Genomic DNA, 21919 nt, shown 5'->3' on the forward strand with positions numbered 1-21919 from the left:
GGCTATCTTCCCGCTGTTCTATTGGCTACCGCTTGGCGCAGTGCTTCGCGTTCGGCTGGTGTTGGCATGGCTGGCGCATCTTTTGCCGTGCTTGGTTTAGTTGGCTGGCCGCTTGCTTTGACTGCGGCATAGTGGCGTTTGGCGGCGACGATGCCGTTGAGCACGGCGCTGCATAGCTCGCGCTCGGTGTCTGGTTGGCTGGCTATCCACTGGCTGATGCGCTGCTTGCCGTTTGCTTGGCTGCTAAATTGGGTTAGCACCGCTTGGCAGCGTTGATAACGGGCAAGGCACTCGCCTGTTTTTGCATAGGCCGATTCGATTTGCAGGCGTTCGTCGTTGGTGATCAGGTTAAAAAGGTTCATCGTTATCCCACTCGTTGACGTTATCGTTGATGGCTGACTCTGCTTTCTCTGTTTTTTCGTAAACACCTGGTAAGGCGTATTTATCGGCGTGGTGCAACTCGACAATGTCGGCCAACTGTTCCAGTGCGCGTTTTGCTGTGGCTGGCTGCATATCTGAGATCCACTCTTCAACGTCGCGGACTGTGTCGATTAACTGCCATGCTTGCTGACGCAGCTGCTTATCGAGTGCCTTATCGCTGGCGCGTTGATAGGCATCGAACTGATGATTTAATCCGGCATCGTCGTAATCGCTGGCTTCTCGCGGATTAAATGGCTGACGACTGACGATAAGCATGCCGCTGCGCAGCCGAATGAACTGATGAGAGCCATTAACCACGGAATCAATGACAGCCCCCGCACGTAGGCGTTTAAGATCATCCGCGTCGAGTCCCAACTTTTTTCCCTCTTGGATTAAGAGTCGATCCCCTTTTGCGATCTTTTCGGTGGTTTTGATCGACTGCGTACAGTTATTGCCAGTGCTCCAAGTGGCGCGGTTGTCACCGCTTTTAGAAGCAAAATCAAAAGCACAATCAAAAGCCACATCAAAAGCCCGTTCCTCGGCACTGGGTGGCTCTTTGGCTGACTCTGGCGAGCGGATTTCCCAGCCGTCGAGTCTGGTATTGATTGGGGTGTGGTTTTCGAGCGACATCACGCCCATGATTTTTTGCACGTCTTCGCCGTAGGTGTTGGCGCCGTCGTGGGTGACTTTGGCGAGTTGTACTGGCCTGTCGGCACGTTTACAGAATGTGCCGCCCATGACTTCGACATAGCGCGACCAGTTGCTATTGTCGGCGGCGTGGCGTGCTAGTTCGATAATGTCGTCAAAATCTATCGCCTCACGCAGGCGGCGCAGCTCGCGCCAAACCGTGACGCTAGGGCCACCGATTTGTTGAAACTGGCGAATGTTCCATGTGCTGGCCCACGCCGCGACATTTTGCGCGCCATGCTCGCCGCTGGTTTCTGCCTCGTAGTCGTCATCCACTTGAAAGCCGTCGATATTTTTGGCGATGTATTTAGCGATGTAACCTGTGGCGCTGCCCTTGGCGGGATCAATGGTTTTAAAGTCAAACCGTGGGCGGTAGCCTTGGAAGTTTGTTCCGCGCTTGCCCTTAGGTGGTGCGAGTTCGTCTTTGTGATGTTCGAGCGCATAACGGCGCATGATTGAGCGCGCTTGGCGCAGTTGTTCCGGCTTGAAAAATAGCAATAGATGCCAATGCGGCGTGGCGTCGTGGTGCGGCTCGACCACACGAAAGCCAAATACTTCGATATCTTCGCGGGCTAATTTGCTGCGGGCTTTGGCCCATTGGTGGCAAAGATAGGCTTGGGTTTGCTTTGGTGTTGCCCCGTCGTAACGCTTGTTGGAGTAGGTTTTGCCCTTTTTGCTTTTACCCCATGAGTGATAACGGCTTGGGGCGGTCCATGTGTAAAACTCGCCCACGCAGCCCTGTTCAACCGCTAAATCTTCAAAGCCGCGCATGCGGACCATGAGTTCAGCGCGGCGCACTTCTGGGTTGGCGATGGACGCGGCAACGGCATCGGCAAGGCTTAACTCAATGCCGTGTTCTTCGTTGACGACCATCATGCTATTTAGCCATGCGGCATTGGCGCGCTTGCGGGCTTTATACTGTTTAAAGGCGTGATGGCTGACGTAAGGCGATACCCCGCCGCGCACTTTGCCGACGATAATGGCAACGTGTTCTTCGTAATGGGCATAGGCTTTGTCGAGTTTACGTTGCCACCAAGCCTCGTCGGTTAGGCGTGCAATCGCGCCCGCAATCATGTCGTACATGGCGGGCGACGCATCAAATAAGCCGCTGGCTTTTTTATCGCCGTAGTCTTTAAAGCTGGGCAGCATGGGGCAAAACTGCCATTGGTCGGCGGGTTGTTTTACGCCTTTGAGCAGTTCGAGGGCATCAACTTGCACTGTGCCAAACTGCGTCATGTTGTTGAGTATGCTGGCGCAACGGTCGGCCCATTCGGTGCCAATGCTGGCGCGGCGGTCGTCGGTTTTTAGGTGGTAAATGGGGATAGGGAATTGCTGCATGATGAGTCGCAGCGACTTGCAGCGTTTACGCAGCCAAATGTTGGCGCTACGGCCAAGGTTAAGCGCTCGGCGTTTGCGGCAGTATTCTCGAAACAGGGTTAGCGCGACGTTTTCCGGCAAGTCGATAAGCTCTTTTACCGACCAATTGAGGTCGGTAATCGCGTGCGGCGTGGTAAAAATCGCCGTCACATTGACGGCGGATTTACGGACAAAATCATCGTGAGTCATTAGGCTGCCTTGGCTTTCTGCTTTTTAGCTTTTGGCAGTTCTTCACTGATGATATGGCTTAGACCGTTCTGCATAGTTGGGAAGCGGTTGCCACGGTCCCAAATAAACCATGAGTATTCACACGAATCACTGCCGCCACCGACAAAGCGCGGGCGCGGTACGATGATCGGCGTTTTGTTAGGAAAGCCGACTTGTGCCCAAAATGGCACCCGTAACTTACTGCCTAAAAAACTCACCCGTTGCAGATAGGCCAGTGTGCCGTCTGGTGCCAGTTCGCTAAGTGACTTAAGCAAAAAGTCAGTGGTGATCGAGAAAGGCGGGTTAGTTATGATCACGTCTTGCTGACCGAATTGCGCGGTTAAGTAATCCACCCCGCGATCAAGTTCAGCCCAGCTTTTTTGCGCTTCAGGTAAATTGATTTTGTCGTATATCGCGCCAGTTCCTATGCAGGGCTCTAAAAATCTGTCGGTTGCACGTAATACCAATTTCGCGACTAAGGCGTCGACGACGTTATCAGGCGTTGGGTAAAGTTCGTTTTCGCGGACGTTTCCGTGTGTGCTGCTCATAGGCCACCCAACTTTTTAATTTCGCGTGATAATCCTCTGGCTAATTGAATCCACTCAAATGCGTCGTTACGCATAAATTCAACGTTGTCACCATCGCAATTAAAAAAATCAACTTCTGCGGCAAACTTGGATGTTTCAAGTTGACTCAAAGCAAATTGTCTCAAGAACTCCAAGTTAACCGGCTTCATTTTATTGATGGCGTGATAGTGATTAAACTCATCGCGCGTCATCCAAACGAGGTCTTGGCTTGGGAATAAAAACCACTTCTTTTCTATTTCAGCAAAACAGCGATCAATATTTGCATGCAATTTTGTTTGCATTTCTTCTGGCGTGACTGGCTCGCCGACTTGACCAAAACCCGCGAAAAAGTCGCCTATTTCAGATTGGATAAGCTGTTTAAATTCGATAATTGATTGATGGTCGCTCATAGCGTGCCCCTTAATTCTTCCAAACTGATACCCAGCTCTTTGGCGATGGCAATGTCTTCGATGCGGCGACAGGTTTCACGACTCGCGCGCTTTTGCGCACTGACGTTGACACGAGTGGCGAACGGCTGGCCGTCGCTGCGAATGCCGTTAACGACATCGGCGCGTCTTGGATTTCCGCGCTTGTAGCCGAACTCGGCTAAGATTTGGCTGTGTTGGCTCATGCTGCTGCCCTCGACAGGTATAAATCGTTAAAATCAAACATGGCGTTATTTAATGCATTGCAAAGATCCGTTAATGTTGGATCTGCTAATACAAACAGCGCAACACTCTCTAACCCCATGCCCATACCGCGATAGGTTGCTGCGCAGATTGGTAAACCTCGTTCTAGCAAATTGACGTGGCGTGAATACACATCGGCCATCAACTTGCGCATGGCTAAATGCTGCGGATTGCTTAAGTCAAATTGCGGCCCGTTGGCCGCTGTGGTTTGTGTGCTCATAATCAGGCCGCCTGTATTTGTTGGACTGCGATGTTGTTGCGGATGGCGATTAAGCGAATGCCAATAGTTTTACCGACAGCTGGCGCGAGTATGTCGGCCACGGCCTTGAGGGATTCGAGCACTGCTTCGACCATTTCGCGGTCGGCTGGCGTGCTGAGTTTTAAAGTTGAGATAACGCGGTTTGCCTCGCTGGCGATGGCTTGCGCTGGGGTGACGTGTGCTGCTATGCTTGGTTTTATCATTTGGTGTGTCCTCATTGAATGATTGGGCCATAACCGTTACCGCGGTTGTGGCTTTTTGCTTTCTAGTGTTTTTCAATCTCGTTAATGTCAGCGCTGAGTGATGCTGCCAGTCTGTTAATTTCTGCAAGTGTGTTATCCACATCGCTATTGACCTCACGTTCCATTGGCGCGGCTTGACTGCTGGCGACGGGTTTAAGTGCGCGTGGCGGGAAAAACTGGTCACGCGATAACGGCACACAGCCAAAGGCTTTGCCGAGATCTAACAGCGCGATTATCGCCACGCGAATGGCCTCGCGTTCTTCTAAGGTCATGCTGAGCAATGGCAGGTTGATGTATTTAGCGGGGCGTAAACGGGCGGCAAATAAGATCATCGCGCGCTGTTGTTGGTTAAGTTTGTCGTACTGACTGGCGGCGCTGCTTTTACCTAACATGTTACGAATGGCGGCTATCGCGGCTTGCCCCGCTTCGCCGTGGTGTTCGTTGGCGGCGTGCAGTGGTAATGCGGTTGGCGCTGGCTTAGTTGCGGTTTGTCTCATGATGTCTCCCTCTTACGCTGCAACAAATTCAAGGCGCATTCTTGCCGCCATTGATTCGATATAGTGGGTTAACTTAGCGCTAAGGCTGATTAGCTCTAGCTCTACAACTGCGGTAGCGAGTTGTTCTTTTTCGTCTTGCGTCATAGCAATTGGCTCGATAAAGCGGTAGGCCCTTTCGCCATCGAAATCCGTTTCTGTGTATGGCTCAGAATCAATACCCGCTTGAAAACACGCAATGCGCTGCTGCGAGAAAGACAACGCCATAAAATGCCCTATTGCATTATCGATATTGCTGCTCAAGTAGCGGATATCCTCGGCTAACTCGCTCATGCATCTGGCTTTGTGGGTTTTGATAATGTCGATTTGGTTAGTGTTTAAGCCCCAGTAGGCATGGGCTTCTGCTTTGTTTATCTGAGGTTTGCGATTGGTTACTGGTGTTGAAAAATCAACCGTTTTAGATTCGGCTTGACTGTTATCCATATCTAATGGATCGCGTAAACCTAACCACACAGGGAAGCGTGGTAAGTCTTTCGCGCCGCTTTCGAAATGCTTCACTTTGGCGATTTTGCCTAGGTATTGGGCTTTATCATTCCAAATTTGTTGGCGTTCTTTGGCACTAAATCCAGTACCGCAATTGAACTGGCCGTTTTGGTGCTTGAGGATTAATGCACCTAAATCGCTATAGCCAATGCCGCTACTATTGGTGCGTTCTTCAAAGCCGATAATTTCAAACTCATCATCGGCAAAGCGTTTTAATTTAAGTAAAATCCCTTCGCTAATGGTTGATCGACCTTGTTTGTACTGGCCTGTTGCACTGCGTATCATCACGCCTTCGTACCCTTGTGCTAACATTGCCGCCTCATACGCTTCGAGTGCTTCAATGTTTCTGACTGGCTCATGTACAACTTGCATGACATTAGGTATTCCAGACTCATTTAGTTGGTATACCCGAGGCAATAATCGTGCATAACGCTCGTTAAAATCTGCTGCTATATCAAAACTGTCGAATACATAAAACGTAAACTTGGGCTCACCTTCTTTTGTCATGATGGCTGAGCTGCTTTTACGAAACACATCAGGCGCGGTAACACTGCCAACAATCAATTCTCCATCCAATCCATCAAGCAGGCCTGTAGCAAACAGCGCCTGTACATGTTGATTAGGAATAGGCTTCATACTGCGAGACATTGCTACGCCGTTAATACCTAAACAACGAATGCCATCAAGCTTTGGTGAGCAAAGCACACCTTTATCAAAATCAATTTTTTCTACGTCTGCTGTAGCGGCGAGTAACGGTTTCATATTGATTCCTACATTACGCCCGGCATGGGCATGGTTTGCACTGCATCAAAAGCGACTGACAACACGGGTATCGCTTGGAATTTCTGTTCAACGTCATGCACAAATAACGCAAGTTGCGACATGGCTACGCTTGCGCGTTTTACGGCTTCATGGCGCATGCGTTCGGTGATGCCACCGCGCCGCGCTTTAACGTCTAATGCCATGTTGCCCAGCCATCCCGCGTTGGCGCTGATTTCTAGCGCGCGGTCGGTCAGTGACATGCGTTCACACTGGTTTAAATCTTCAATTGCCATTGATGGCGCGCAGCCCAACTCCAACAACATGCCGTCGATAATGCAGCGATTGCCGCTCGCCTTGGCGATGTCCACAGCTTCGTGGATGCTGAGTTGATGTGGCTGGCTCAGTAGCAATTTATTGCGCAGCATTTGCGGCTTATTGAAGTGCGCCGCTTTGGCGATTTCGCTCAATTGCTCGCCGTCGGCAAACTGCCTCAGCGCACCCGCGATATGCGGCTGGTGCGCTGCTTTGGCTGTGCTTTGTGTGCATGGGCTGGTGCTATACATGGCCGCAAATCTCCGTTTTGCTATTCTCGTGTTGCTGAATACGTCAGGTTAATAACCGGCTTGTTCGGCCAGTTGGTTTGCCTGTTTAGTCAGCGCAACCATGTTGATGAGAGGAGTGTCACGCGGGCGTATTTTTGGGGCGATTGGCAGTTGACCTTCACGCGCCATTTCTTGGATTTTGTTTAGCGACAGACCAGACATTGCTGCGTACTGTTGATAAGTAATGAACGGCGCACCGATGTGCAGGACAATTCCACTCATTTGCTGGTATCCTTCTGTTTATGTGTACCTGTAGCATGTTGGAGCATGTTACTGGTTGGGCTGTTTTCATCTGAGTGAGATTATCACCAAAATGTCTGACTTCTACAAGCTAAAAAATAATAAATTTCGCTACCCCTTAGATAAAATCACTCAATGTGATGGGGGAAAGGTATTTATTGAGCGATTAATTCACCTATTTAAAGTGAGCAATCGCCTTGAATTATCTGAATTAATTGGCGTAACGCCTGCCACGCTTTCCACATGGACAACGCGAAACACTACTCCGCATGAATTAATCATTCGATTGCATCTCGCGACGAATACACCTGTCGAATATTTGTGTTTTGGCACTGGTAGGAGTTTTGGGGTTGAAATTGATGATGGTTTTATCGTTGGTGAGTCAGTGCCTAAGTACGTGCCATTGGTCGAGTCAGACGAGGCCTACAAGATCCCCCTGCTGACCGTTTGTGAGATCGAAAACGGCGGCCTGAGAACACTTGAAAAGTTTAGGGTTGATAGCGGATTTTTCTTTTTGAACTCTATCCAGCCAAACACTGCCGATTTCTTGCTAAAACATGGTGGCCGCAAGTTGTTTATCAACATGCGTGAGACAGTTGTTACCAAGGGCCTTTACTTATTCAGCGTTAACGAAAGCTATCAAGTTGGTGATCTGCGCCAAATGCCTGATGGCAACATTTACTTTTTCGATGGTGATGACAAATACCCAATCAATACCGATGCGACCAAGATCCACGGCAAGGTTGTGTCAGTGATAGAAGCGGTTTAACAAGGAGGTTTTGCGATGGCTTTAGTAAAATGTAAAGAATGCGGAAAAGAGGTTTCCGAGTCGGCTAATACCTGCCCACATTGTGGTGCAAAAAATCCTGGCATTACACCTGCTAAGGTTGGTAAAGGTTGTTTAGGTGTCTTTGTTTTTGCACTTATTTTTGCAACTGCTATGTATCTGAGTGAGGATAAATTCAAGCTGACTAATGCTATCAATAAATATGAAACTCAACGAAATAGCCAGCCCGCTACTGTTTTTAATTTTGGCGGTGACAATGATAATTTCTGTTCTGTCACGATAAATAATGACTTCTTTAAATCACAGAATGGTGAATTTTCCAATGTAAGGCGAAATGAGCCTCAATTTAATATGGATTGTGACACTGGCGGTAATTACTACGTTATATCCAGTAAGCACGACACTTATGCCAAAGTTAAATTTTATGGTCGTAGCGAAACACCTCAGATTATTTACGCCAATATTGATGCCAAATTAACGACTGTTGATGGTGATTCGTTATTTGTTTCAGGCAGTGATATCGCCGTTTCTTTAGAGTAACCCTATGTCAGTTCGCAATCTAAAAGACGGCACCGATAAACCTTGGCTATGTGAGTGCTACCCGAACGGCCGTGAAGGTCGGCGGGTGCGCAAGAAGTTTGCGACTAAGGGCGAGGCAACGGCCTATGAATTGTTCACCATGAAAGCGGTGAACGATAAGCCTTGGTTGGGTGAAAAGGCGGATAACCGCCGTTTGTCTGAGTTAATCCAGCGTTGGTATGACTTGCACGGGCGGCAGTTAAAATCTAAGTGTCGTATGCAGCGCCTGCAAATTTTTTGCAATGTGCTAAATGATCCTATGGCTAAGAATATCACCGCCAATGATTTTGCTAATTACCGCACGTTACGGATGAATGGCGATTATATTGATGAATTGAATCGCTCTATAAAAGTGAGCCCGTCTTCGCTTAATTCTGATTTGGCCTATATAAAATCGATGTTCAATGAACTTAGGCGACTTGGCGAGTTGAATTACCCTAACCCACTCGCCGATGTTAAACAGTGGAATACCGATGAATCTGAGCTGATATTTTTACGAACGGCTGATTTGCCGAGGCTGCTCGATGAATGCCAAAAATCGTTAAATAAAGATCTCATCACTGTGGTTGAAATTTGTTTATCGACTGGTTGTCGCTGGTCAGAAGCGGCTAAATTAACCAGTTCTCAGGTAACTAATGGTCGGATTACATTTATCAAAACCAAAGGTAAGCGCAATCGAACTGTACCCATTAGCCCCGAATTGTTTAATAAAATCCCTCAAAAAACTGGACCATTATTTAACGTTACCCGAGTAGCATTTGAGGCAGCGTCTAAGCGTGCTGGCTTGTCATTCCCCAAAGGGCAAATGACGCATATTTTACGCCACACTTTTGCAAGTCATTTTATGATGAACGGCGGCAACATTATTGTTTTACGCGATATTTTAGGCCATGCCGATATTGGCTTAACTATGCGTTATGCTCACTTTGCACCCGAACATTTAGAAGATGCTATCACTAAAAATCCACTTGCAAACCTTGCCAAAAGTGGCGACGGAATGGCGGCGCACAACTACAACATACCATAATATTCTACATCAAAAGCCACATAACTTATTGAAATTTACGTAAGTTATTGTTTTTACATGGTGCATTATAAAACACCCTATTTTCAGCATGATTGGACAAATTCATTCCATTTTCGGCGGCTTAGATTACCTAAAGCTTAAGAGTGTAAAAAAATTTGAAAAAATGAGTAGAAGGTAGTTAAAACAGGTTGGAATAAATACTGCTGCGGAAGAACACGCCGTGATGGCCAATCAATATCCGAGAAATAGCCAATGACATTGCGCAGTCGCTATAAGTGATTGGTGATTGGTGATGACCAAAAGCGGCAATCGAGAGCAAAAACACCTAAACCTGTAGGCAGCATTTAGGGGTTTGTTATAAGGTGAAGTTAAAAGCTAAAGTTAAAAGCCATGCACGCTGTTACTGACCCGAAACCAACCCGCAATGCTATTGCGCTGGGCCATGGTTTTGGTCACTTCATGGGGAAAACGCTCACTGAGGAAAATCACAAAATGGCCCATTTTAGGCGCGATGCGCTCAATCTCAATATCGGCTTCATCATAGATAATCAACTCACCACAATCTGCCGCTTTCCAGTCAGGATTTAAGAAAAACACTGTGGTTAAAATACGATTTTGGCTGCCCTTAAGTGCATCAACATGTTTTTTATAAAAGGCCCCAGGCTGATATACCGCATAGTGGCTTTCATAATCGAATAAGCCCATAAACAAGCGACGATTCAAGCCATTTTTGAGTTGTGTCATCAACTCAAGATACTGGGCATCGGGCTCATTTTGCTCTTCTAGCCACTGTATTCTGTCACGACGAATGTCTGGATTTAAGTGCTGTTCAGAACCTCGACCAATAGAGGCAGCTTTTAATTCATATATTTCAGTTGATTGAATTTTTTCCAATAGTACTTGGCTAATACAGGAAGGAACTAAGTCAGATAAAAAGATATAGCCTTTGTCTACCAAGGCATCAGCGATCACGTCCAGCATTGCTTCACTTAATTGCGAAACCATTATGCTACATCCAAAAAAGGGCTACGCTTTTGCTGTACTCAAGGGCTCAAGGAGGGATTAAGTGAGCCTGATTTTCGAGGGGCGTCGATAAGAGATATGATTGCCATATCTCAACGATAAATTTTGCGAAATTCTAGAATAAAGAAGACGGAATTACAATAAAATAAAAACCTATATAAACAACACGTTAAGGTTGACCAAACAGTTCAACAGGCGCATCATGATCACTAAGCTGCAAACAACGCTCAAAGTGTAATCCAAGTTTGTTTAGCAAAGCTTTTGAAGCACCATTATGGCTGCTAACAATCGCGACAATACGCGCTATTCCTAGGCTTTTGCCTAAGTCCATAGAAGCTTTAGCCGCTTCGAATGCATAGCCCTTGCCCCAATATTGCGGCAAAAAAGCATAACCTATATCGACATTGTCCAGTGTCGGCCGTTTGATTAAACCGCAGATGCCAATGGTGAATCCATTCTCGGCGAGCACTACAGCATAAAAACCAAAACCGCACTCGGCATAACTTTTCATCGGTCCATTGACGATATAATCCTTAGCCTGCACAAGTGTGCGTACTCCTCTATCCCCGATATTCTCTATAAAACCTTGGCTATTGAGCAAGACTAACATAAAAGAAGCGTCGGCTGGGGTTAACTGCCGCAGGATGAGTCTAGGAGTACGCGCAACTTGCATAGAATTTCTCCACTAAAAAAAGAGGCGGATTTATAAATAACGGACGTACTGACTGCCGTCCTTTTGCGGTTTCTTAGGAGCAGTAACGGCTGGCGTCCCCACATACAAAAAGCCGACGATTTGATCGTGTGGCTCAAGACCTAAAGCAACATTCACATTCGCATCAAAGGCAAAATCCCCGGTACGCCACACTGCCCCTAAACCTAAGGCAAAGGCTGCCTGCTGCATCGCCATGGTCGCGCAACCCGCTGCAATGAGCTGTTCAAGTACGGGGACTTTGGAATGTTGCTGCGTTTTCGCCACGACAGTAATCACCATAGGCGCACGCATTGGCATACCCTTAGCTTTATTGACAAAATCCTCATCGGCGCCGTTCGCTTTCGCTGCCTCAACAAAGATATATGCCAAGGTCTCTAACCCTTGTCCTGCGGCAATAATAAATTCCCATGGCGCTAGGGCGCCATGATCTGGCACACGAATGGCAGCATCTAAGATGATTTTTAATTGACTCGCATCTGGAGCAGGAGCAGTTAATCGTGGGGTTGATTGGCGAGTGAGTAAAAGTTCAATAGCGTCCAAGTTCTTATCCTAGTTCGATATAAATTGCGCTCAAGCATAGCAAATTGCTGACAAAGAGGCATAAAAAAATCCCACCGCTTGAGTGGGATTTAACTTGTTGAGTGCACTTAACAATTGAGTGGGCTTAAAAATTAAATGCGCTTGAAAATCCGATGCCGCTAACAATTGGGCCCGCTTGAGAAAGACTTACTTAATCCCACAGCGCTTAGCGATGAAATAATCTAGGCTAGTGTAACGACCACCGCCTAAGGTAAAAAGCGCCAACAACATAATAAAATAGGTGATCGCAAACTCAATCCCATTATTAAGCACAGCTAAGTTACCTGAACTGGTCAGCCAGTCATAGTTACCGTGCTCCTGCAATATTTCTTTGGCTTTCGCCAGTTTATCCCCTGCCTCAAGCACTCTGTCGTTGGCTAGCCAAGAGCTACCATCGGCAATCGCTAACCAACCATTTGGCCAATGCACAGTCAATGCGGCGACCAACATAGTGACCATTAAAGGGATAGAAATCAGTCGCGTCGCGAGCCCAAGCAGTAACAAGATAGCGCCAAAGAACTCAGTTCCCGCCGCCAGTCCTGCCATTAACGCCGGCATTGGCAGACCTAAGCCCCAATCGGGATTGGCAAACCAAGCAACCGTATCTTCAAAGTGAGCGAGCTTGTTATAGCCTGCTTGCATTAACACAGGTGCAAGGTAAATCCTAAGGGCTAATGGCGCTAAGCCTTCGAAATAGCGGCTCATATTGAGCAGTTTCTGATAAAGGGATACGAGTAGCATAAGGTCTCTATTTAGTCGTTAGTAGGCTGATTTATTGGCTTGCAGGAATAGACCCTAGTAAGGCAATAAATCTTTCATGGCCTAGGCTTCTTTTTCAATCGCTTCCTGATTCAGTTCCTTGAGATCTTGAATGAGTCCACCTAACTTTTTATAAAAATGCTTAGACTGCTGCTCCGATAAGCTCGCATTCATCGCCAACAACAAAGTCCCGAATGCCTCAGTATTTTTACGTAAAAACACTTTATGTTGCTCTGACTTAAGCTCATCGGGCTGCGTCATCAGCAAGGTCAAACGCTCGGTTAATAATGCTTTATCGGCGCGCTGACCCAGTGCAACCTCAAACTGGCGTAACCATTCGTGCCTGTACTCAAGCCACATATCTAAGGTGGATAAGCGCTGTTGATTATATTGGTGAATAAGTACTTTTTGCTCCGCAGTTACACTTCCAAGCCAATCATCAAATTGGGTTTGAAGGTTTTCATCGGCATCTTTTTGTAACTGTTCAGGGGTTTTACCCGCAAATTCTTTAACGAGCTCCTGCTCTTCTTCCCGTAATTTTGTGAGGATCTGCTTCACCTGTTCATCGGACAAAGACATTATGATAGGTAGAAGCTCGGGCAAGGCGAACTCAAACAATCGAAACCAATGCCGCTTAGCAATATTCACATGATCTGCCCATAGCACTGGCGTTAACGTATTGGTTTTTATGAGGCTTTCGACTTCGATCAATTGCACCACATAATGAGCTAACTCTTTAGATTGGTGCCAAATGACAAATTTTTCAATGAGGGCATCGAATGCCTTTTGCTGAGATTTATCTAAGGTAACATAATCCTCTTGCTCCCAGCCGATGGCCCAGTCAAGGAAATGGTAACTGAATTTAGTGGAGCAGGCGCTTAAGCCTAAGAGACACACAAGTAGCATCACGCCTTTTTTCATACTGAATAATCCATCCTAGAATTGTTGCTAATAAGACGCTTGAGACTATATAAAGTTGCTTTTTATATCAAACAAGTTTGTCTAATAAAGGTTTTCAGTATGTTCTACCCGCATGTCCCACCATAGCGCGGTCAATGCCATAAGGGACTGAACCATTATCATCAGATGGAAACTAAGCACACGCAATAATGACTATTTGGGTGTGATCTGCGGCCAGAAGCAATCAAACCAAGCAAGGTAGTCGGCGCTACGACTGGGTTCTGTTTGCGCTGCCATCAATAATGCCCAGTAGCAAGCAAATACCCAATACATGTCAATAGCGGCAGGTACTGCCGTTACGGCTTGTGCAGTAACATAAGGATGTCCACTCAGATACTGTTTCACCAACAGACTTTGCTGATAGGCCGTTAACCCATGGGTCGCTAACACTACAGCTAACTCACACAGTGGATGCGACGCCGTCGCATACTCAAAATCGATACAACACAAGCGGTTATTTTTGAGTAACAAATTATGGGGATTAAGATCACGATGGCAAAACTGCGGCTTGATTATGCAAGCTGCTAACTCATCACACCAATGTTTGATTTCAATTTGAATTGCAAGCAGCTTAGCCACCCGCTCATTCCAATCACGAGTATTGCTATCACCAATATCACTACCCTGCTTCAATGGCACAGCACGCCTTAATACTGGCTCACTAAATGTTGTAGAAGTCTGATAGGCAAGCATTTGCTGGTGATATTCCTGCCACTGCTCAGTGATACTAATAGCATAAGGCCCTGTAGGCAGATCGCGTAATTGCAGCAATAACGCCAATAGCAAACAATGGGCTTGGTTAGGATGCGTTTCTTGTTCTGCTGCCGGAAACTGTGAATAGTTAAACGTCGATTGCCCCAGCACAAAATCAGCAGCACTCGTTTGGCGCTCTAACGCTGGCCAGTGGATTAAGACCTCGTTTTCAATATCGTCACTTTCAATATAATCACTTTCAATAAAATCACTTTCAATAAAATCACTGAGGTAATAACGCTCATCTTCACTCACCCACAACAGTTCAGGAGCAAGTTTAGCTTGAGCCAATTGCTGCCAGTAAAAACGCTCCTGCTGGCGGTTGCAAAAACTGTCCGCCGCATCCGCATTCACCCGCAGCACATAACTGCCTGTGGGCGTAGTGATTTTATAGTTGTGATTACTTAAGCCGCCCGCAAGCTCATGAATACTTAACACGTTAACTAGCCCTGCACTTTTGAGTATGGGGTAAAGTGCTTTGAATAGCTCGCCTGCTGAGCGTTGCATCGAGGCGTTTATATCGAGCATTAACTGAGTAACTTCAAGGTATTAGCTTCACGGGCGTCGGCTAACGCGGTTCGCCACAGGAAATACCCCACGACCGCCAGACCCACATAAAGCACGAATAACAAGGATGTCAGCATCAAGCCTTTGCTGAGATAAAGGTAAATCGACACTATGTCGATAACTACCCAATAAAGCCAATTCTCAAGTACCTTTTTTGCCACTAAATAAGTCGTCATCACGGCGAAACAGGTTGTCGCCGCATCAAGATACGGGAATGCGGCTTGGGTATACGTCGCCATACCGTGACCAACCAAAAGCGAAATCACACCCGTCGCTGCCATCAACTTTAAATGGGTTTTCAATGGCCAAGTGGTCACTTTTACTCCTTGATGCTTATCACCACCTTGGGTCCAGAGCCAATATCCATAGAGCGCCATTGCCATGTAATAGACGTTAAGCACAGACTCCATCAATAGCGACACCTTCCAAAACAACACAGTGTAAATGGCGGTACTGGCAAAGGCCGCCGCCCAGCACCACACACTGGCCTTCATCGCCAGCAGTAAATATGCCATCGCCAGCAATACCGCGAGTGCTTCCCATACGGTCATCACATGGACTTCACCAAAGGCCGTATTAACGCTCTCGACCAAGGTTAACCATAAATCTGTCATAGTGTTGTTCTCATTGCCTATTTGTCGCTTACATGGCGGTCAATCATTATTCGCTGTGAGCTAAATTCAGCTCACCACCGATAAACTTACACACAAATACCGCCTTGCCCCACTTCTCATGGGCCGCTTGCATCTCGGTCGCCAGCATAGTCATCACATCTAAATAATCGCCGCACACTTGAGTTGCCATCGCATTAGTCACGCGCTCGATATTGGGATAACTATCCACGCGGCCAATAAACCACTTGATAGGATCGAGGTAATTTTCATTAAAGGGATACATGCTAATTTCTGCGGTCAGTTTCATTTTAATTCCTTGATATTCTGAAGTAAGGCTGTAGCCCAAATACTGGGCTACAGTTCAGTTAACACTTAAATGATTATGCTCACTTTAAAATTAGCTATTACATAAACTTAACGTTAAAGGTTACGCCAATCTGACGCGGATCGCCGTAACGAATATATTGCTTTTCCGCCCAACCGTTATCTGGCTCATTGCCAAAATAGAAGCTACGCACACCGTATTCTTCATTAAACAGATTGCGTCCCCACAAATATGCCGACCAGGCGCTCGCCTCATAACCCACGCGGGCATTGACGATAGTGTAGGGTTCAGAGCGGGATTCATTGCTGTCTGAATAATAGAATTCACTCTTACCGCTAAGATTCAGGTTAGCAAACCAACCCGAATTAGCACGATAAGTCCCGCCAATGCTGTAGGTAACGTGTGGAGAATGGGCCAGATCGCGGCCAGTTAAATCCACCTCAGTGCCATATTTGTCCTGATACTGGTAGTCACCGTAGGCCGTTTCTAACCAACCTATGCTTGAGTAAACTTGCAGATTATCCGTGGCATACCAGGTTGCATCTAACTCAGCGCCATAGTTATTCGAACTGCCTGCATTTTCAGTGAACAAGATAAAACGCTGTGGTTTATCGGGATCTTGCTGTGATGCAGCCACCTGTTGATCTTGTCTGTCCATATAGAACAGCGCCAAATTAGTATCGATAAGTCCCGCTAACCAATGGGATTTAAGGCCGATTTCATAGTTATAGAGCGTCTCAGTACTAAACTCTTTTTTATCGTTCAATTCGACGGGCAAAGTCATGTTGAAACCGCCCGCCTTGTAGCCGCGTGCGACTCGGACATAAGCATTGTGTGAGTCGTTCAGCACTTTACTCACAGCAATATGACCACCCCACATGGTTTCGCTCGGGTCGAAATTATCGTTATTCGTATCAGAGTAATGGCTGTTGCGGCGCTCTAAACGTAGCCCCACAGATAAAGCATAATTTGAGCCCAAATCCGTATCAAGCTGGCCAAACAGTGCATAGTTTGTCGCTTCATACTCTGAGTCTAAGACTTCATCCGGCGAAGTATTGTACTCAGAATACAATTGGTTATCTTCTTTCAGATTCATGGCATACACACCAAGCAACCAATCAGTACTCTCTGCAAAAATACGGCCCTGCTCGGTAGAACTTAGGCGAAACTCTTGCGACGCGGTTTTACGCTGACCCGTTTTATCCCAAAAATAATCGTATTGACACGGCGCCAGATTGCCATTGTCATCATTGCATTGCTTAGAGGCCCAATATTCTGAGTTAGCCCAATCGCCATCGTAACTGTAATGGTGATCGGTATTCGCAAAAGAGGTTAACGAAGTTAATTCGAAGTTTTCTGCACCAGAATATGTCGCTTTAAAACCCGCACCTGTGGTGCGTTGGCTATCAACACCCGGTTGATCCGATGTTGTCTGGGTTGGTGAATTGGTTAAACTCCACACATCATAGCCATTATCAAAATCGGCATGCAGCACAGTTAAATCAAACTGCAAATCATCAGTCGCATACCAGCGCAGCTTAGCGCGGCCGCTGAATTCATCGCGACCATTGGTATCATCACGGTCTAAATACAGATTATCGTGGTAACCATTTTGCTGATGTTGCTGCATTGACACACGATAAAGCAGCTTGCCAGAATCCGTTAATGGGCCAGAACTGAAACCGCTAAAAGTGCGCAAATCATCATCGCCTAACGACACTTCGCCGCCATGCTCAAACACATCAGTTGGATCGTTACTCTTCAGATAAATCAGTCCCGCTAAAGCATTCGCGCCGTAACGCGTCCCCTGCGGTCCACGAAGCACTTCGACCTGCTGTAAATCGTACATACTCGACACCATACCAATACCGGATAAATCGATATCATCTATGATGTAGCCCACGGAAGAATTAGGTGCACCTTGGTATTGTTCCTGCTCCCCTACACCGCGAATTTGAAAATATTTCGGCCGCGAGCTTCCACCTGACCAGTTAAAATTGGCGATAGAATTAAGCAGATCTTCAAAGTGTTGCGCACTTTCATCTTGAATTTTTTGACTGTCGATAACGGTAATGCTGGAGGGCATTTTTTCTAAGCTTGAACTGCGAAAATCCGCCGTCACCACTATGACTTCCATCTCAGTGCTGGGATCGGGTTTATCGATAGCGTCGGTTTGTGCAAAAATAGGGGTGCTCAGCGCTGCGGCGATGGCTAATGCCAGCGGCGCTCGGGCTAAAAATAAGCTTGGCGATACGGTTGAAAATGGAGATTGATGGTTTGACGTTTTACGGTTTGACATAGGACCTCAAATATAATGTTTGAGATCCGGCAACGAATAAGCGATTCAGAAGTGTGCTGTTGATTGGCCCATTCCTACGCCGGTATTAGCCGGATCAGGTTCTAAGGGTTCGTCAGATGACATCTCAGTTTGCAGCCGTTAACGTTAAAATCAGAGTAACATTAATGCACAACAAACACCCCTTGGCGGCGCCTAGTATACATGACGGAAATAAAAAGTGGGCACTCTTATCTCTGCGATTCAATTAAATGTCGCGAAAACCACTGCCTTTCAGTTCGTATGATGAAAATATCTTTAGTAGCAGCCTAAATCCTTTCGTCCATTTGACCGCCTATCATGATAATGCTATAGAAGGTCGCAATTTCGAACACAGTAAGAGGATCATAGTCGATGCAGCTAAAACCTTTATCGAAAGGACGTTATAGCCAGCGATGGGAGCAAGACTATCCACTTATTGAAGCGGTTGTACTTAGCTGTATCAGCGAAATAAAAATGCTCAAAAAAGGCGCTCACCTCATGACACAGGGGGAAGCGATGGCATCACTTGTATTGGTGAAGCAAGGTCGCGTATCACTCGGCCATACCGCGAGAAATGGTCGGTGTTTTCAATTAGGCACTATTGATTGTGATTCACAACTGTTTGGCGAAATGGAGTTCTTCACCCAGTACCACTGTCAACTAGACATTATTGCCAGTGAACCCTTAGAAATCATGTTGATTAGCGCTGAAAAACTACAACATTGCCTCGGTCAGCATCCTCAACTCGCGCTATTTTTCGCTAGTGCAATTGCGATTGACTACCAAGACACAGTGGATATTTTTACTCGGCGACTGCTCTATCCCATCAGTTATAACGTGGCATTTGATATTTACCATGAATACTTAAATGACTTGCCCGTAGATGGCTTTAGTAAACGCTATTTAGAGGCTGAACGATTTGGCACTACCGACCGAGTCTACCGTCGGGCGCTACAAAATCTTGAGGAACGAGGCTTAATTGAGCGGAAAAAAGATAGCATTCGGATTTGTGATCTCAACGCACTCAAGAAATTTGTTGAAGCAGGCATATAATCGCTTTCAACATAACCCACACTCGACTTAATTTAACAACCGAGTGTGGGATGGATGCACAGGTAAATTAACTTACCGATGGCGAGTGTTGTTCCATAGCCGATTTCATCCGACTTGAAACGATCAATAACATAAATATCGCTGCGTAAAGCAAAGGAATCACATACATCACTGTTTGTAATCCGATAATACGTTCAAAGAAAGAACTGATGGCTGGGCTAAACATCGCCCCTGCACTTCCGCTAATAAGAATATATGACACATTTTTGCTGCTGGCTTTTTTTACAAAAGACACGCCATAAGCAATAAATGCATTATAAAGCGCGGCACACACAAAACCGTAACCATAGGTTAAATAAGCTATCCAATTAAGATTATTGGTACTGACAATGGCAGCGGTGATCACCATAGCTAAAGCAATAATACCGACTAAGAAATGGTGAATTTTTACACGAGTCACAATCACAGTCGAAATTAACGCCCCAATTAGCGCAGCGGACCAATACTGGGTAATAATATTACCGGCATCTTCAAACGGAATATCAAATTTTTGTTTTACAAATAAAGGTGCCCAAGTTAAAAAAGTATATAAAGCCAGCATTCCTAAAAATAAACCAATACCTCCACTAATAATGCCGAGATTCCATTCAGACTGTTGTTTCTCTTGTGTTGTAGACGATTGCTCGCAAATAGAGAAATGAGTGAACAAGGTAATAATGACTGTACCGAACGCCACTAAACCTACGGCTAAATAGCTATAACTCCATGATAATGAATTTGTTAATGCATAAGTCGTTATCAATGGAAAAATAACGCCTGCAATATTAAACGTTGCATCTTGCACCACTAACATTGTGCTTTGTAATTTCTCTTGCCACACAGACACCACAATCGTACCAGCAATACATAGACCGATACCGCCACAAAAACCAATTAAGGTCATTGCTACCATCACAACTTGTAGGGAACTGGTTAGATGTAAAGCCAGAGCAGAAAGAGCAACCAGACTGTAACTTATCAAGGTCATTCTTTTGATACCCATTTTTTCAATAAAGAAAAATGCTGCAATCGTTCCCGCGAGTGCACCGCCATTAAGCAATGAAAAAATTGATGCAACTTCGTTAACATTAGCGGCAAATTTCTCAGCTATGGGTTCAATCAACATCCCAAATTGGGTCGCAAAGCCCGCCATAATAAAATTGGCGAGAAAACTGATGGTTGTTAAAGTAATTTTATTATTCATTATGTCATTCCATAAGTGAAATGCTAAGGGTTCAAAGGATGGCTTTAAACCTAATTGAGGGCGGTTTCTAACGCGAGCTCGATCATATTATTAAAAGAGAGTTGGCGTTCTTCGGCCGTTGTTTCTTCACCGGTTAAACAATGATCCGATACCGTTAAAATGGCTAATGATTCGATACCTTGTTGGTGTGACAATCCATAAAGCCCCGCCACTTCCATATCAATACCTAATACCCCAAAACGTTCAAGTGCGGGGATCATATCTTCATCGGGATCATAATAAAGATCACCACTAAAGATATTGCCAACTTTTACACTAATGCCTTTCTCATTCGCTGTTGTATAAGCTTTATGCAATAAAGAAAAGGTCGCAGAAGTTGCCATTTGGTAGCCGCTACTACGCTTAGCGTTAGTAGGTGAATCCGTGCCTGCGGCTTGGGCTAAAATGACATCTCGCATTTGTACATGTTTTTGTGTTGCACCTAAACTGCCAATACGAATAATGCGTTTCACGCCAAAATAATTAATCAGCTCATGGCCATAGAGCACCATAGATGAAATACCCATACCATGGCCCATAACGGAAATGCGCTGTCCTTGGTAAAAGCCCGTGTAACCAAGCATATTGCGAACATTCGTGACTTCTACGGCATCGGTGAGATAGGTTTCAGCGATATATTTAGCACGGAGTGGATCACCCGGCATAATAACAGTTTCAGCAAAATCAGTAGGTTGAGCATTAATATGAGCAGTCATCTTTCTATCCTCATGTGGTAATATGCTGATAGTAGTGCTCAATCACTGAATGTATTTAGGACTAAAGTCCGGATTTCACCTTGCCGTAAACCTTTTTGCTTAAAAATGGGTAATTTATCGCAACTTTCAATGTCAAAAAGACGAAAGCTAATAACATTTGAGTGACCTTAAGGTCATTGAAAGTTGATGTAAAAAGAATAAAAAGGCTTACTCCTTAAAAGAAGTAAGCCATTTTAGAACGGGTTTAATATCAAAAAATCAATTAAACACGGAATAAACTAAACAGAAGCAAACTCAAGCTTAGTTTGAAAAGGTTTCACGCACGTATACATCAAATTTAACCACTTGGGCATTAGGTGCAACAGCGCCGACTTGCAATTGCTGTTTACCGTGTAATTTCACCGATTTCCAGCTGGTCGCTTCATCTTCGATAGTAAAGCCGCTGGCATCGTACCAAGTGAATTTATATTGCACACGCATATCGGAAGAGGATTTGCTAACAATCAACGCTGAGCCCTGCACTAAATCACCGACTCGGCGTGCATCCACACTCTGTACCGCAATATCTCGGGCAAAGCTGGAATTATCGACGCGGGTTTCACCCAGTGAACTCACTGAAATCCCTGCGGTATGTGAGGCACAAGCACCTAAGGTAAGCGCTGCGGCCAGTAATAACCCTGTATAAACTTGTTTCATATATTTCTCCTAGTCACGCCAAAAAATACGCAGCTAGCGCATCATTTCCCATTAAACGACAAACTAATCGAACAGTGCTGAA

27 protein-coding genes and 1 riboswitch are annotated in these 21919 nt (G+C 45.8%); of the genes, 4 read left to right on the forward strand and 23 right to left on the reverse strand.

Annotation, left to right across the window (positions count from 1 at the left end; genetic code table 11):
• Positions 1-2: 2 nt before the first annotated feature.
• The 11 genes from CKQ84_RS22250 to CKQ84_RS22300 form a co-directional block, all read right to left on the reverse strand.
• A complete protein-coding gene (locus tag CKQ84_RS22250) occupies positions 3-362 on the reverse strand; it encodes a hypothetical protein (protein WP_105252797.1) in 360 nt (119 codons plus the stop codon).
• On the reverse strand, positions 349-2673 hold the full coding sequence (locus tag CKQ84_RS22255) for a replication endonuclease (protein ID WP_105252798.1): 2325 nt from the start codon (positions 2671-2673) through the stop codon (positions 349-351). The genes CKQ84_RS22250 and CKQ84_RS22255 overlap by 14 nt, the downstream gene beginning before the upstream one ends.
• Positions 2673-3239, reverse strand: coding sequence for a DNA methyltransferase (locus CKQ84_RS22260; protein ID WP_105252799.1), 567 nt, complete (start codon positions 3237-3239; stop codon positions 2673-2675). Before CKQ84_RS22260 ends, CKQ84_RS22255 begins: the two co-directional genes overlap by 1 nt.
• On the reverse strand, positions 3236-3667 hold the full coding sequence (locus CKQ84_RS22265) for a hypothetical protein (RefSeq protein ID WP_105252800.1): 432 nt from the start codon (positions 3665-3667) through the stop codon (positions 3236-3238). The genes CKQ84_RS22260 and CKQ84_RS22265 overlap by 4 nt, the downstream gene beginning before the upstream one ends.
• Positions 3664-3888, reverse strand: a complete 225-nt coding sequence (locus CKQ84_RS22270; protein WP_105252801.1) for a hypothetical protein — start codon at positions 3886-3888, stop codon at positions 3664-3666. Before CKQ84_RS22270 ends, CKQ84_RS22265 begins: the two co-directional genes overlap by 4 nt.
• Complete coding sequence (locus CKQ84_RS22275; protein ID WP_105252802.1) at positions 3885-4166, reverse strand: hypothetical protein; 282 nt, start codon at positions 4164-4166, stop codon at positions 3885-3887. The genes CKQ84_RS22270 and CKQ84_RS22275 overlap by 4 nt, the downstream gene beginning before the upstream one ends.
• Positions 4167-4168: 2 nt before the next feature.
• Positions 4169-4408 (reverse strand): hypothetical protein, encoded by a 240-nt coding sequence (locus tag CKQ84_RS22280; RefSeq protein ID WP_105252803.1) that lies wholly within the window; start codon positions 4406-4408, stop codon positions 4169-4171.
• 62 nt (positions 4409-4470) lie between these two features.
• Positions 4471-4944 carry a hypothetical protein gene (locus tag CKQ84_RS22285; RefSeq protein WP_105252804.1) on the reverse strand — a complete coding sequence of 158 codons (474 nt, stop codon included), beginning with the start codon at positions 4942-4944 and terminating at the stop codon, positions 4471-4473.
• Positions 4945-4956: 12 nt separating this feature from the next.
• Positions 4957-6246 (reverse strand): ATP-dependent DNA ligase, encoded by a 1290-nt coding sequence (locus CKQ84_RS22290; RefSeq protein ID WP_105252805.1) that lies wholly within the window; start codon positions 6244-6246, stop codon positions 4957-4959.
• An 8-nt stretch (positions 6247-6254) separates the two neighbouring features.
• Positions 6255-6809 (reverse strand): phage regulatory CII family protein, encoded by a 555-nt coding sequence (locus CKQ84_RS22295; RefSeq protein WP_105252806.1) that lies wholly within the window; start codon positions 6807-6809, stop codon positions 6255-6257.
• A 48-nt stretch (positions 6810-6857) separates the two neighbouring features.
• Entirely contained in the window at positions 6858-7070 is a 213-nt protein-coding gene (locus CKQ84_RS22300) for a DNA-binding protein (RefSeq protein ID WP_105252807.1), read from the reverse strand.
• Between the two features lie 91 nt (positions 7071-7161).
• Between CKQ84_RS22300 and CKQ84_RS22305 the strand changes: the two genes are divergently transcribed.
• The 3 genes from CKQ84_RS22305 to CKQ84_RS22315 are packed head-to-tail and all read left to right on the forward strand — an operon-like array spanning position 7162 to position 9481.
• Entirely contained in the window at positions 7162-7857 is a 696-nt protein-coding gene (locus CKQ84_RS22305) for a helix-turn-helix transcriptional regulator (protein ID WP_105253138.1), read from the forward strand.
• A 15-nt stretch (positions 7858-7872) separates the two neighbouring features.
• On the forward strand, positions 7873-8415 hold the full coding sequence (locus CKQ84_RS22310; RefSeq protein ID WP_105252808.1) for a zinc ribbon domain-containing protein: 543 nt from the start codon (positions 7873-7875) through the stop codon (positions 8413-8415).
• 4 nt (positions 8416-8419) lie between these two features.
• Entirely contained in the window at positions 8420-9481 is a 1062-nt protein-coding gene (locus CKQ84_RS22315; RefSeq protein WP_105252809.1) for a tyrosine-type recombinase/integrase, read from the forward strand.
• Between the two features lie 381 nt (positions 9482-9862).
• On the opposite strand, the gene CKQ84_RS22320 is transcribed toward CKQ84_RS22315, so the two are convergent.
• From CKQ84_RS22320 to CKQ84_RS22360, 9 genes are all read right to left on the reverse strand, one after another.
• Entirely contained in the window at positions 9863-10486 is a 624-nt protein-coding gene (locus CKQ84_RS22320; protein WP_105252810.1) for a 2OG-Fe(II) oxygenase, read from the reverse strand.
• A 187-nt stretch (positions 10487-10673) separates the two neighbouring features.
• Entirely contained in the window at positions 10674-11177 is a 504-nt protein-coding gene (locus tag CKQ84_RS22325; protein ID WP_105252811.1) for a GNAT family N-acetyltransferase, read from the reverse strand.
• 30 nt (positions 11178-11207) lie between these two features.
• On the reverse strand, positions 11208-11756 hold the full coding sequence (locus CKQ84_RS22330; protein WP_105252812.1) for an NAD(P)H nitroreductase: 549 nt from the start codon (positions 11754-11756) through the stop codon (positions 11208-11210).
• Positions 11757-11942: 186 nt separating this feature from the next.
• Entirely contained in the window at positions 11943-12536 is a 594-nt protein-coding gene (locus CKQ84_RS22335; RefSeq protein WP_105252813.1) for a DoxX family protein, read from the reverse strand.
• Positions 12537-12617: 81 nt separating this feature from the next.
• Complete coding sequence (locus CKQ84_RS22340; RefSeq protein WP_105252814.1) at positions 12618-13475, reverse strand: DUF6279 family lipoprotein; 858 nt, start codon at positions 13473-13475, stop codon at positions 12618-12620.
• Between the two features lie 192 nt (positions 13476-13667).
• Positions 13668-14795 (reverse strand): phosphotransferase, encoded by a 1128-nt coding sequence (locus tag CKQ84_RS22345; protein WP_105252815.1) that lies wholly within the window; start codon positions 14793-14795, stop codon positions 13668-13670.
• Positions 14795-15448, reverse strand: a complete 654-nt coding sequence (gene pnuC, locus CKQ84_RS22350; protein WP_105252816.1) for a nicotinamide riboside transporter PnuC — start codon at positions 15446-15448, stop codon at positions 14795-14797. The genes CKQ84_RS22345 and pnuC overlap by 1 nt, the downstream gene beginning before the upstream one ends.
• 46 nt (positions 15449-15494) lie before the next feature.
• The gene (locus tag CKQ84_RS22355; RefSeq protein WP_028760297.1) at positions 15495-15755 is read right to left on the reverse strand and encodes a hypothetical protein; all 261 of its coding nucleotides are present in this window, start codon (positions 15753-15755) and stop codon (positions 15495-15497) included.
• A 97-nt stretch (positions 15756-15852) separates the two neighbouring features.
• Entirely contained in the window at positions 15853-18072 is a 2220-nt protein-coding gene (locus CKQ84_RS22360; RefSeq protein WP_105252817.1) for a TonB-dependent receptor, read from the reverse strand.
• 54 nt (positions 18073-18126) lie between these two features.
• A riboswitch (TPP riboswitch) is annotated at positions 18127-18265 on the reverse strand.
• Positions 18266-18462: 197 nt separating this feature from the next.
• Here CKQ84_RS22360 and CKQ84_RS22365 point away from each other — a divergent pair.
• A complete protein-coding gene (locus CKQ84_RS22365; RefSeq protein ID WP_105252818.1) occupies positions 18463-19143 on the forward strand; it encodes a Crp/Fnr family transcriptional regulator in 681 nt (226 codons plus the stop codon).
• Between the two features lie 67 nt (positions 19144-19210).
• On the opposite strand, the gene tsgA is transcribed toward CKQ84_RS22365, so the two are convergent.
• The 3 genes from tsgA to CKQ84_RS22380 all read right to left on the reverse strand — a co-directional run bounded on the left by tsgA (position 19211) and on the right by CKQ84_RS22380 (position 21837).
• Positions 19211-20386 (reverse strand): MFS transporter TsgA, encoded by a 1176-nt coding sequence (gene tsgA / locus CKQ84_RS22370; protein ID WP_105252819.1) that lies wholly within the window; start codon positions 20384-20386, stop codon positions 19211-19213.
• A 50-nt stretch (positions 20387-20436) separates the two neighbouring features.
• Positions 20437-21141: a purine-nucleoside phosphorylase gene (deoD, locus tag CKQ84_RS22375; protein ID WP_012196924.1), complete on the reverse strand. Its 705-nt coding sequence runs from the start codon at positions 21139-21141 to the stop codon at positions 20437-20439.
• A gap of 300 nt (positions 21142-21441) precedes the next feature.
• The gene (locus tag CKQ84_RS22380; RefSeq protein WP_028760301.1) at positions 21442-21837 is read right to left on the reverse strand and encodes a YcfL family protein; all 396 of its coding nucleotides are present in this window, start codon (positions 21835-21837) and stop codon (positions 21442-21444) included.
• Between the last annotated feature and the right edge of the window lie 82 nt (positions 21838-21919).

It is taken from the genome of Shewanella sp. WE21 (genome assembly GCF_002966515.1).
Classification (GTDB): Bacteria; Pseudomonadota; Gammaproteobacteria; order Enterobacterales; family Shewanellaceae; genus Shewanella; species Shewanella oncorhynchi.

What these genes read in the sequence shown, in the direction of transcription:
- CKQ84_RS22250 (WP_105252797.1), bottom strand. Translation starts at nt 362, where the DNA reads ATGAACCTTTTTAACCTGATCACCAACGACGAACGCCTGCAAATCGAA.
- tsgA (WP_105252819.1), bottom strand. Translation starts at nt 20,386, where the DNA reads ATGAATAATAAAATTACTTTAACAACCATCAGTTTTCTCGCCAATTTT.
- pnuC (WP_105252816.1), bottom strand. Translation starts at nt 15,448, where the DNA reads ATGACAGATTTATGGTTAACCTTGGTCGAGAGCGTTAATACGGCCTTT.
- CKQ84_RS22320 (WP_105252810.1), bottom strand. Translation starts at nt 10,486, where the DNA reads ATGGTTTCGCAATTAAGTGAAGCAATGCTGGACGTGATCGCTGATGCC.
- deoD (WP_012196924.1), bottom strand. Translation starts at nt 21,141, where the DNA reads ATGACTGCTCATATTAATGCTCAACCTACTGATTTTGCTGAAACTGTT.
- CKQ84_RS22335 (WP_105252813.1), bottom strand. Translation starts at nt 12,536, where the DNA reads ATGCTACTCGTATCCCTTTATCAGAAACTGCTCAATATGAGCCGCTAT.
- CKQ84_RS22310 (WP_105252808.1), top strand. Translation starts at nt 7,873, where the DNA reads ATGGCTTTAGTAAAATGTAAAGAATGCGGAAAAGAGGTTTCCGAGTCG.
- CKQ84_RS22325 (WP_105252811.1), bottom strand. Translation starts at nt 11,177, where the DNA reads ATGCAAGTTGCGCGTACTCCTAGACTCATCCTGCGGCAGTTAACCCCA.
- CKQ84_RS22340 (WP_105252814.1), bottom strand. Translation starts at nt 13,475, where the DNA reads ATGAAAAAAGGCGTGATGCTACTTGTGTGTCTCTTAGGCTTAAGCGCC.
- CKQ84_RS22355 (WP_028760297.1), bottom strand. Translation starts at nt 15,755, where the DNA reads ATGAAACTGACCGCAGAAATTAGCATGTATCCCTTTAATGAAAATTAC.
- CKQ84_RS22305 (WP_105253138.1), top strand. Translation starts at nt 7,162, where the DNA reads ATGTCTGACTTCTACAAGCTAAAAAATAATAAATTTCGCTACCCCTTA.
- CKQ84_RS22380 (WP_028760301.1), bottom strand. Translation starts at nt 21,837, where the DNA reads ATGAAACAAGTTTATACAGGGTTATTACTGGCCGCAGCGCTTACCTTA.
- CKQ84_RS22365 (WP_105252818.1), top strand. Translation starts at nt 18,463, where the DNA reads ATGCAGCTAAAACCTTTATCGAAAGGACGTTATAGCCAGCGATGGGAG.
- CKQ84_RS22255 (WP_105252798.1), bottom strand. Translation starts at nt 2,673, where the DNA reads ATGACTCACGATGATTTTGTCCGTAAATCCGCCGTCAATGTGACGGCG.
- CKQ84_RS22300 (WP_105252807.1), bottom strand. Translation starts at nt 7,070, where the DNA reads ATGAGTGGAATTGTCCTGCACATCGGTGCGCCGTTCATTACTTATCAA.
- CKQ84_RS22295 (WP_105252806.1), bottom strand. Translation starts at nt 6,809, where the DNA reads ATGTATAGCACCAGCCCATGCACACAAAGCACAGCCAAAGCAGCGCAC.
- CKQ84_RS22280 (WP_105252803.1), bottom strand. Translation starts at nt 4,408, where the DNA reads ATGATAAAACCAAGCATAGCAGCACACGTCACCCCAGCGCAAGCCATC.
- CKQ84_RS22360 (WP_105252817.1), bottom strand. Translation starts at nt 18,072, where the DNA reads ATGTCAAACCGTAAAACGTCAAACCATCAATCTCCATTTTCAACCGTA.
- CKQ84_RS22290 (WP_105252805.1), bottom strand. Translation starts at nt 6,246, where the DNA reads ATGAAACCGTTACTCGCCGCTACAGCAGACGTAGAAAAAATTGATTTT.
- CKQ84_RS22315 (WP_105252809.1), top strand. Translation starts at nt 8,420, where the DNA reads ATGTCAGTTCGCAATCTAAAAGACGGCACCGATAAACCTTGGCTATGT.
- CKQ84_RS22265 (WP_105252800.1), bottom strand. Translation starts at nt 3,667, where the DNA reads ATGAGCGACCATCAATCAATTATCGAATTTAAACAGCTTATCCAATCT.
- CKQ84_RS22285 (WP_105252804.1), bottom strand. Translation starts at nt 4,944, where the DNA reads ATGAGACAAACCGCAACTAAGCCAGCGCCAACCGCATTACCACTGCAC.
- CKQ84_RS22270 (WP_105252801.1), bottom strand. Translation starts at nt 3,888, where the DNA reads ATGAGCCAACACAGCCAAATCTTAGCCGAGTTCGGCTACAAGCGCGGA.
- CKQ84_RS22275 (WP_105252802.1), bottom strand. Translation starts at nt 4,166, where the DNA reads ATGAGCACACAAACCACAGCGGCCAACGGGCCGCAATTTGACTTAAGC.
- CKQ84_RS22260 (WP_105252799.1), bottom strand. Translation starts at nt 3,239, where the DNA reads ATGAGCAGCACACACGGAAACGTCCGCGAAAACGAACTTTACCCAACG.
- CKQ84_RS22345 (WP_105252815.1), bottom strand. Translation starts at nt 14,795, where the DNA reads ATGCTCGATATAAACGCCTCGATGCAACGCTCAGCAGGCGAGCTATTC.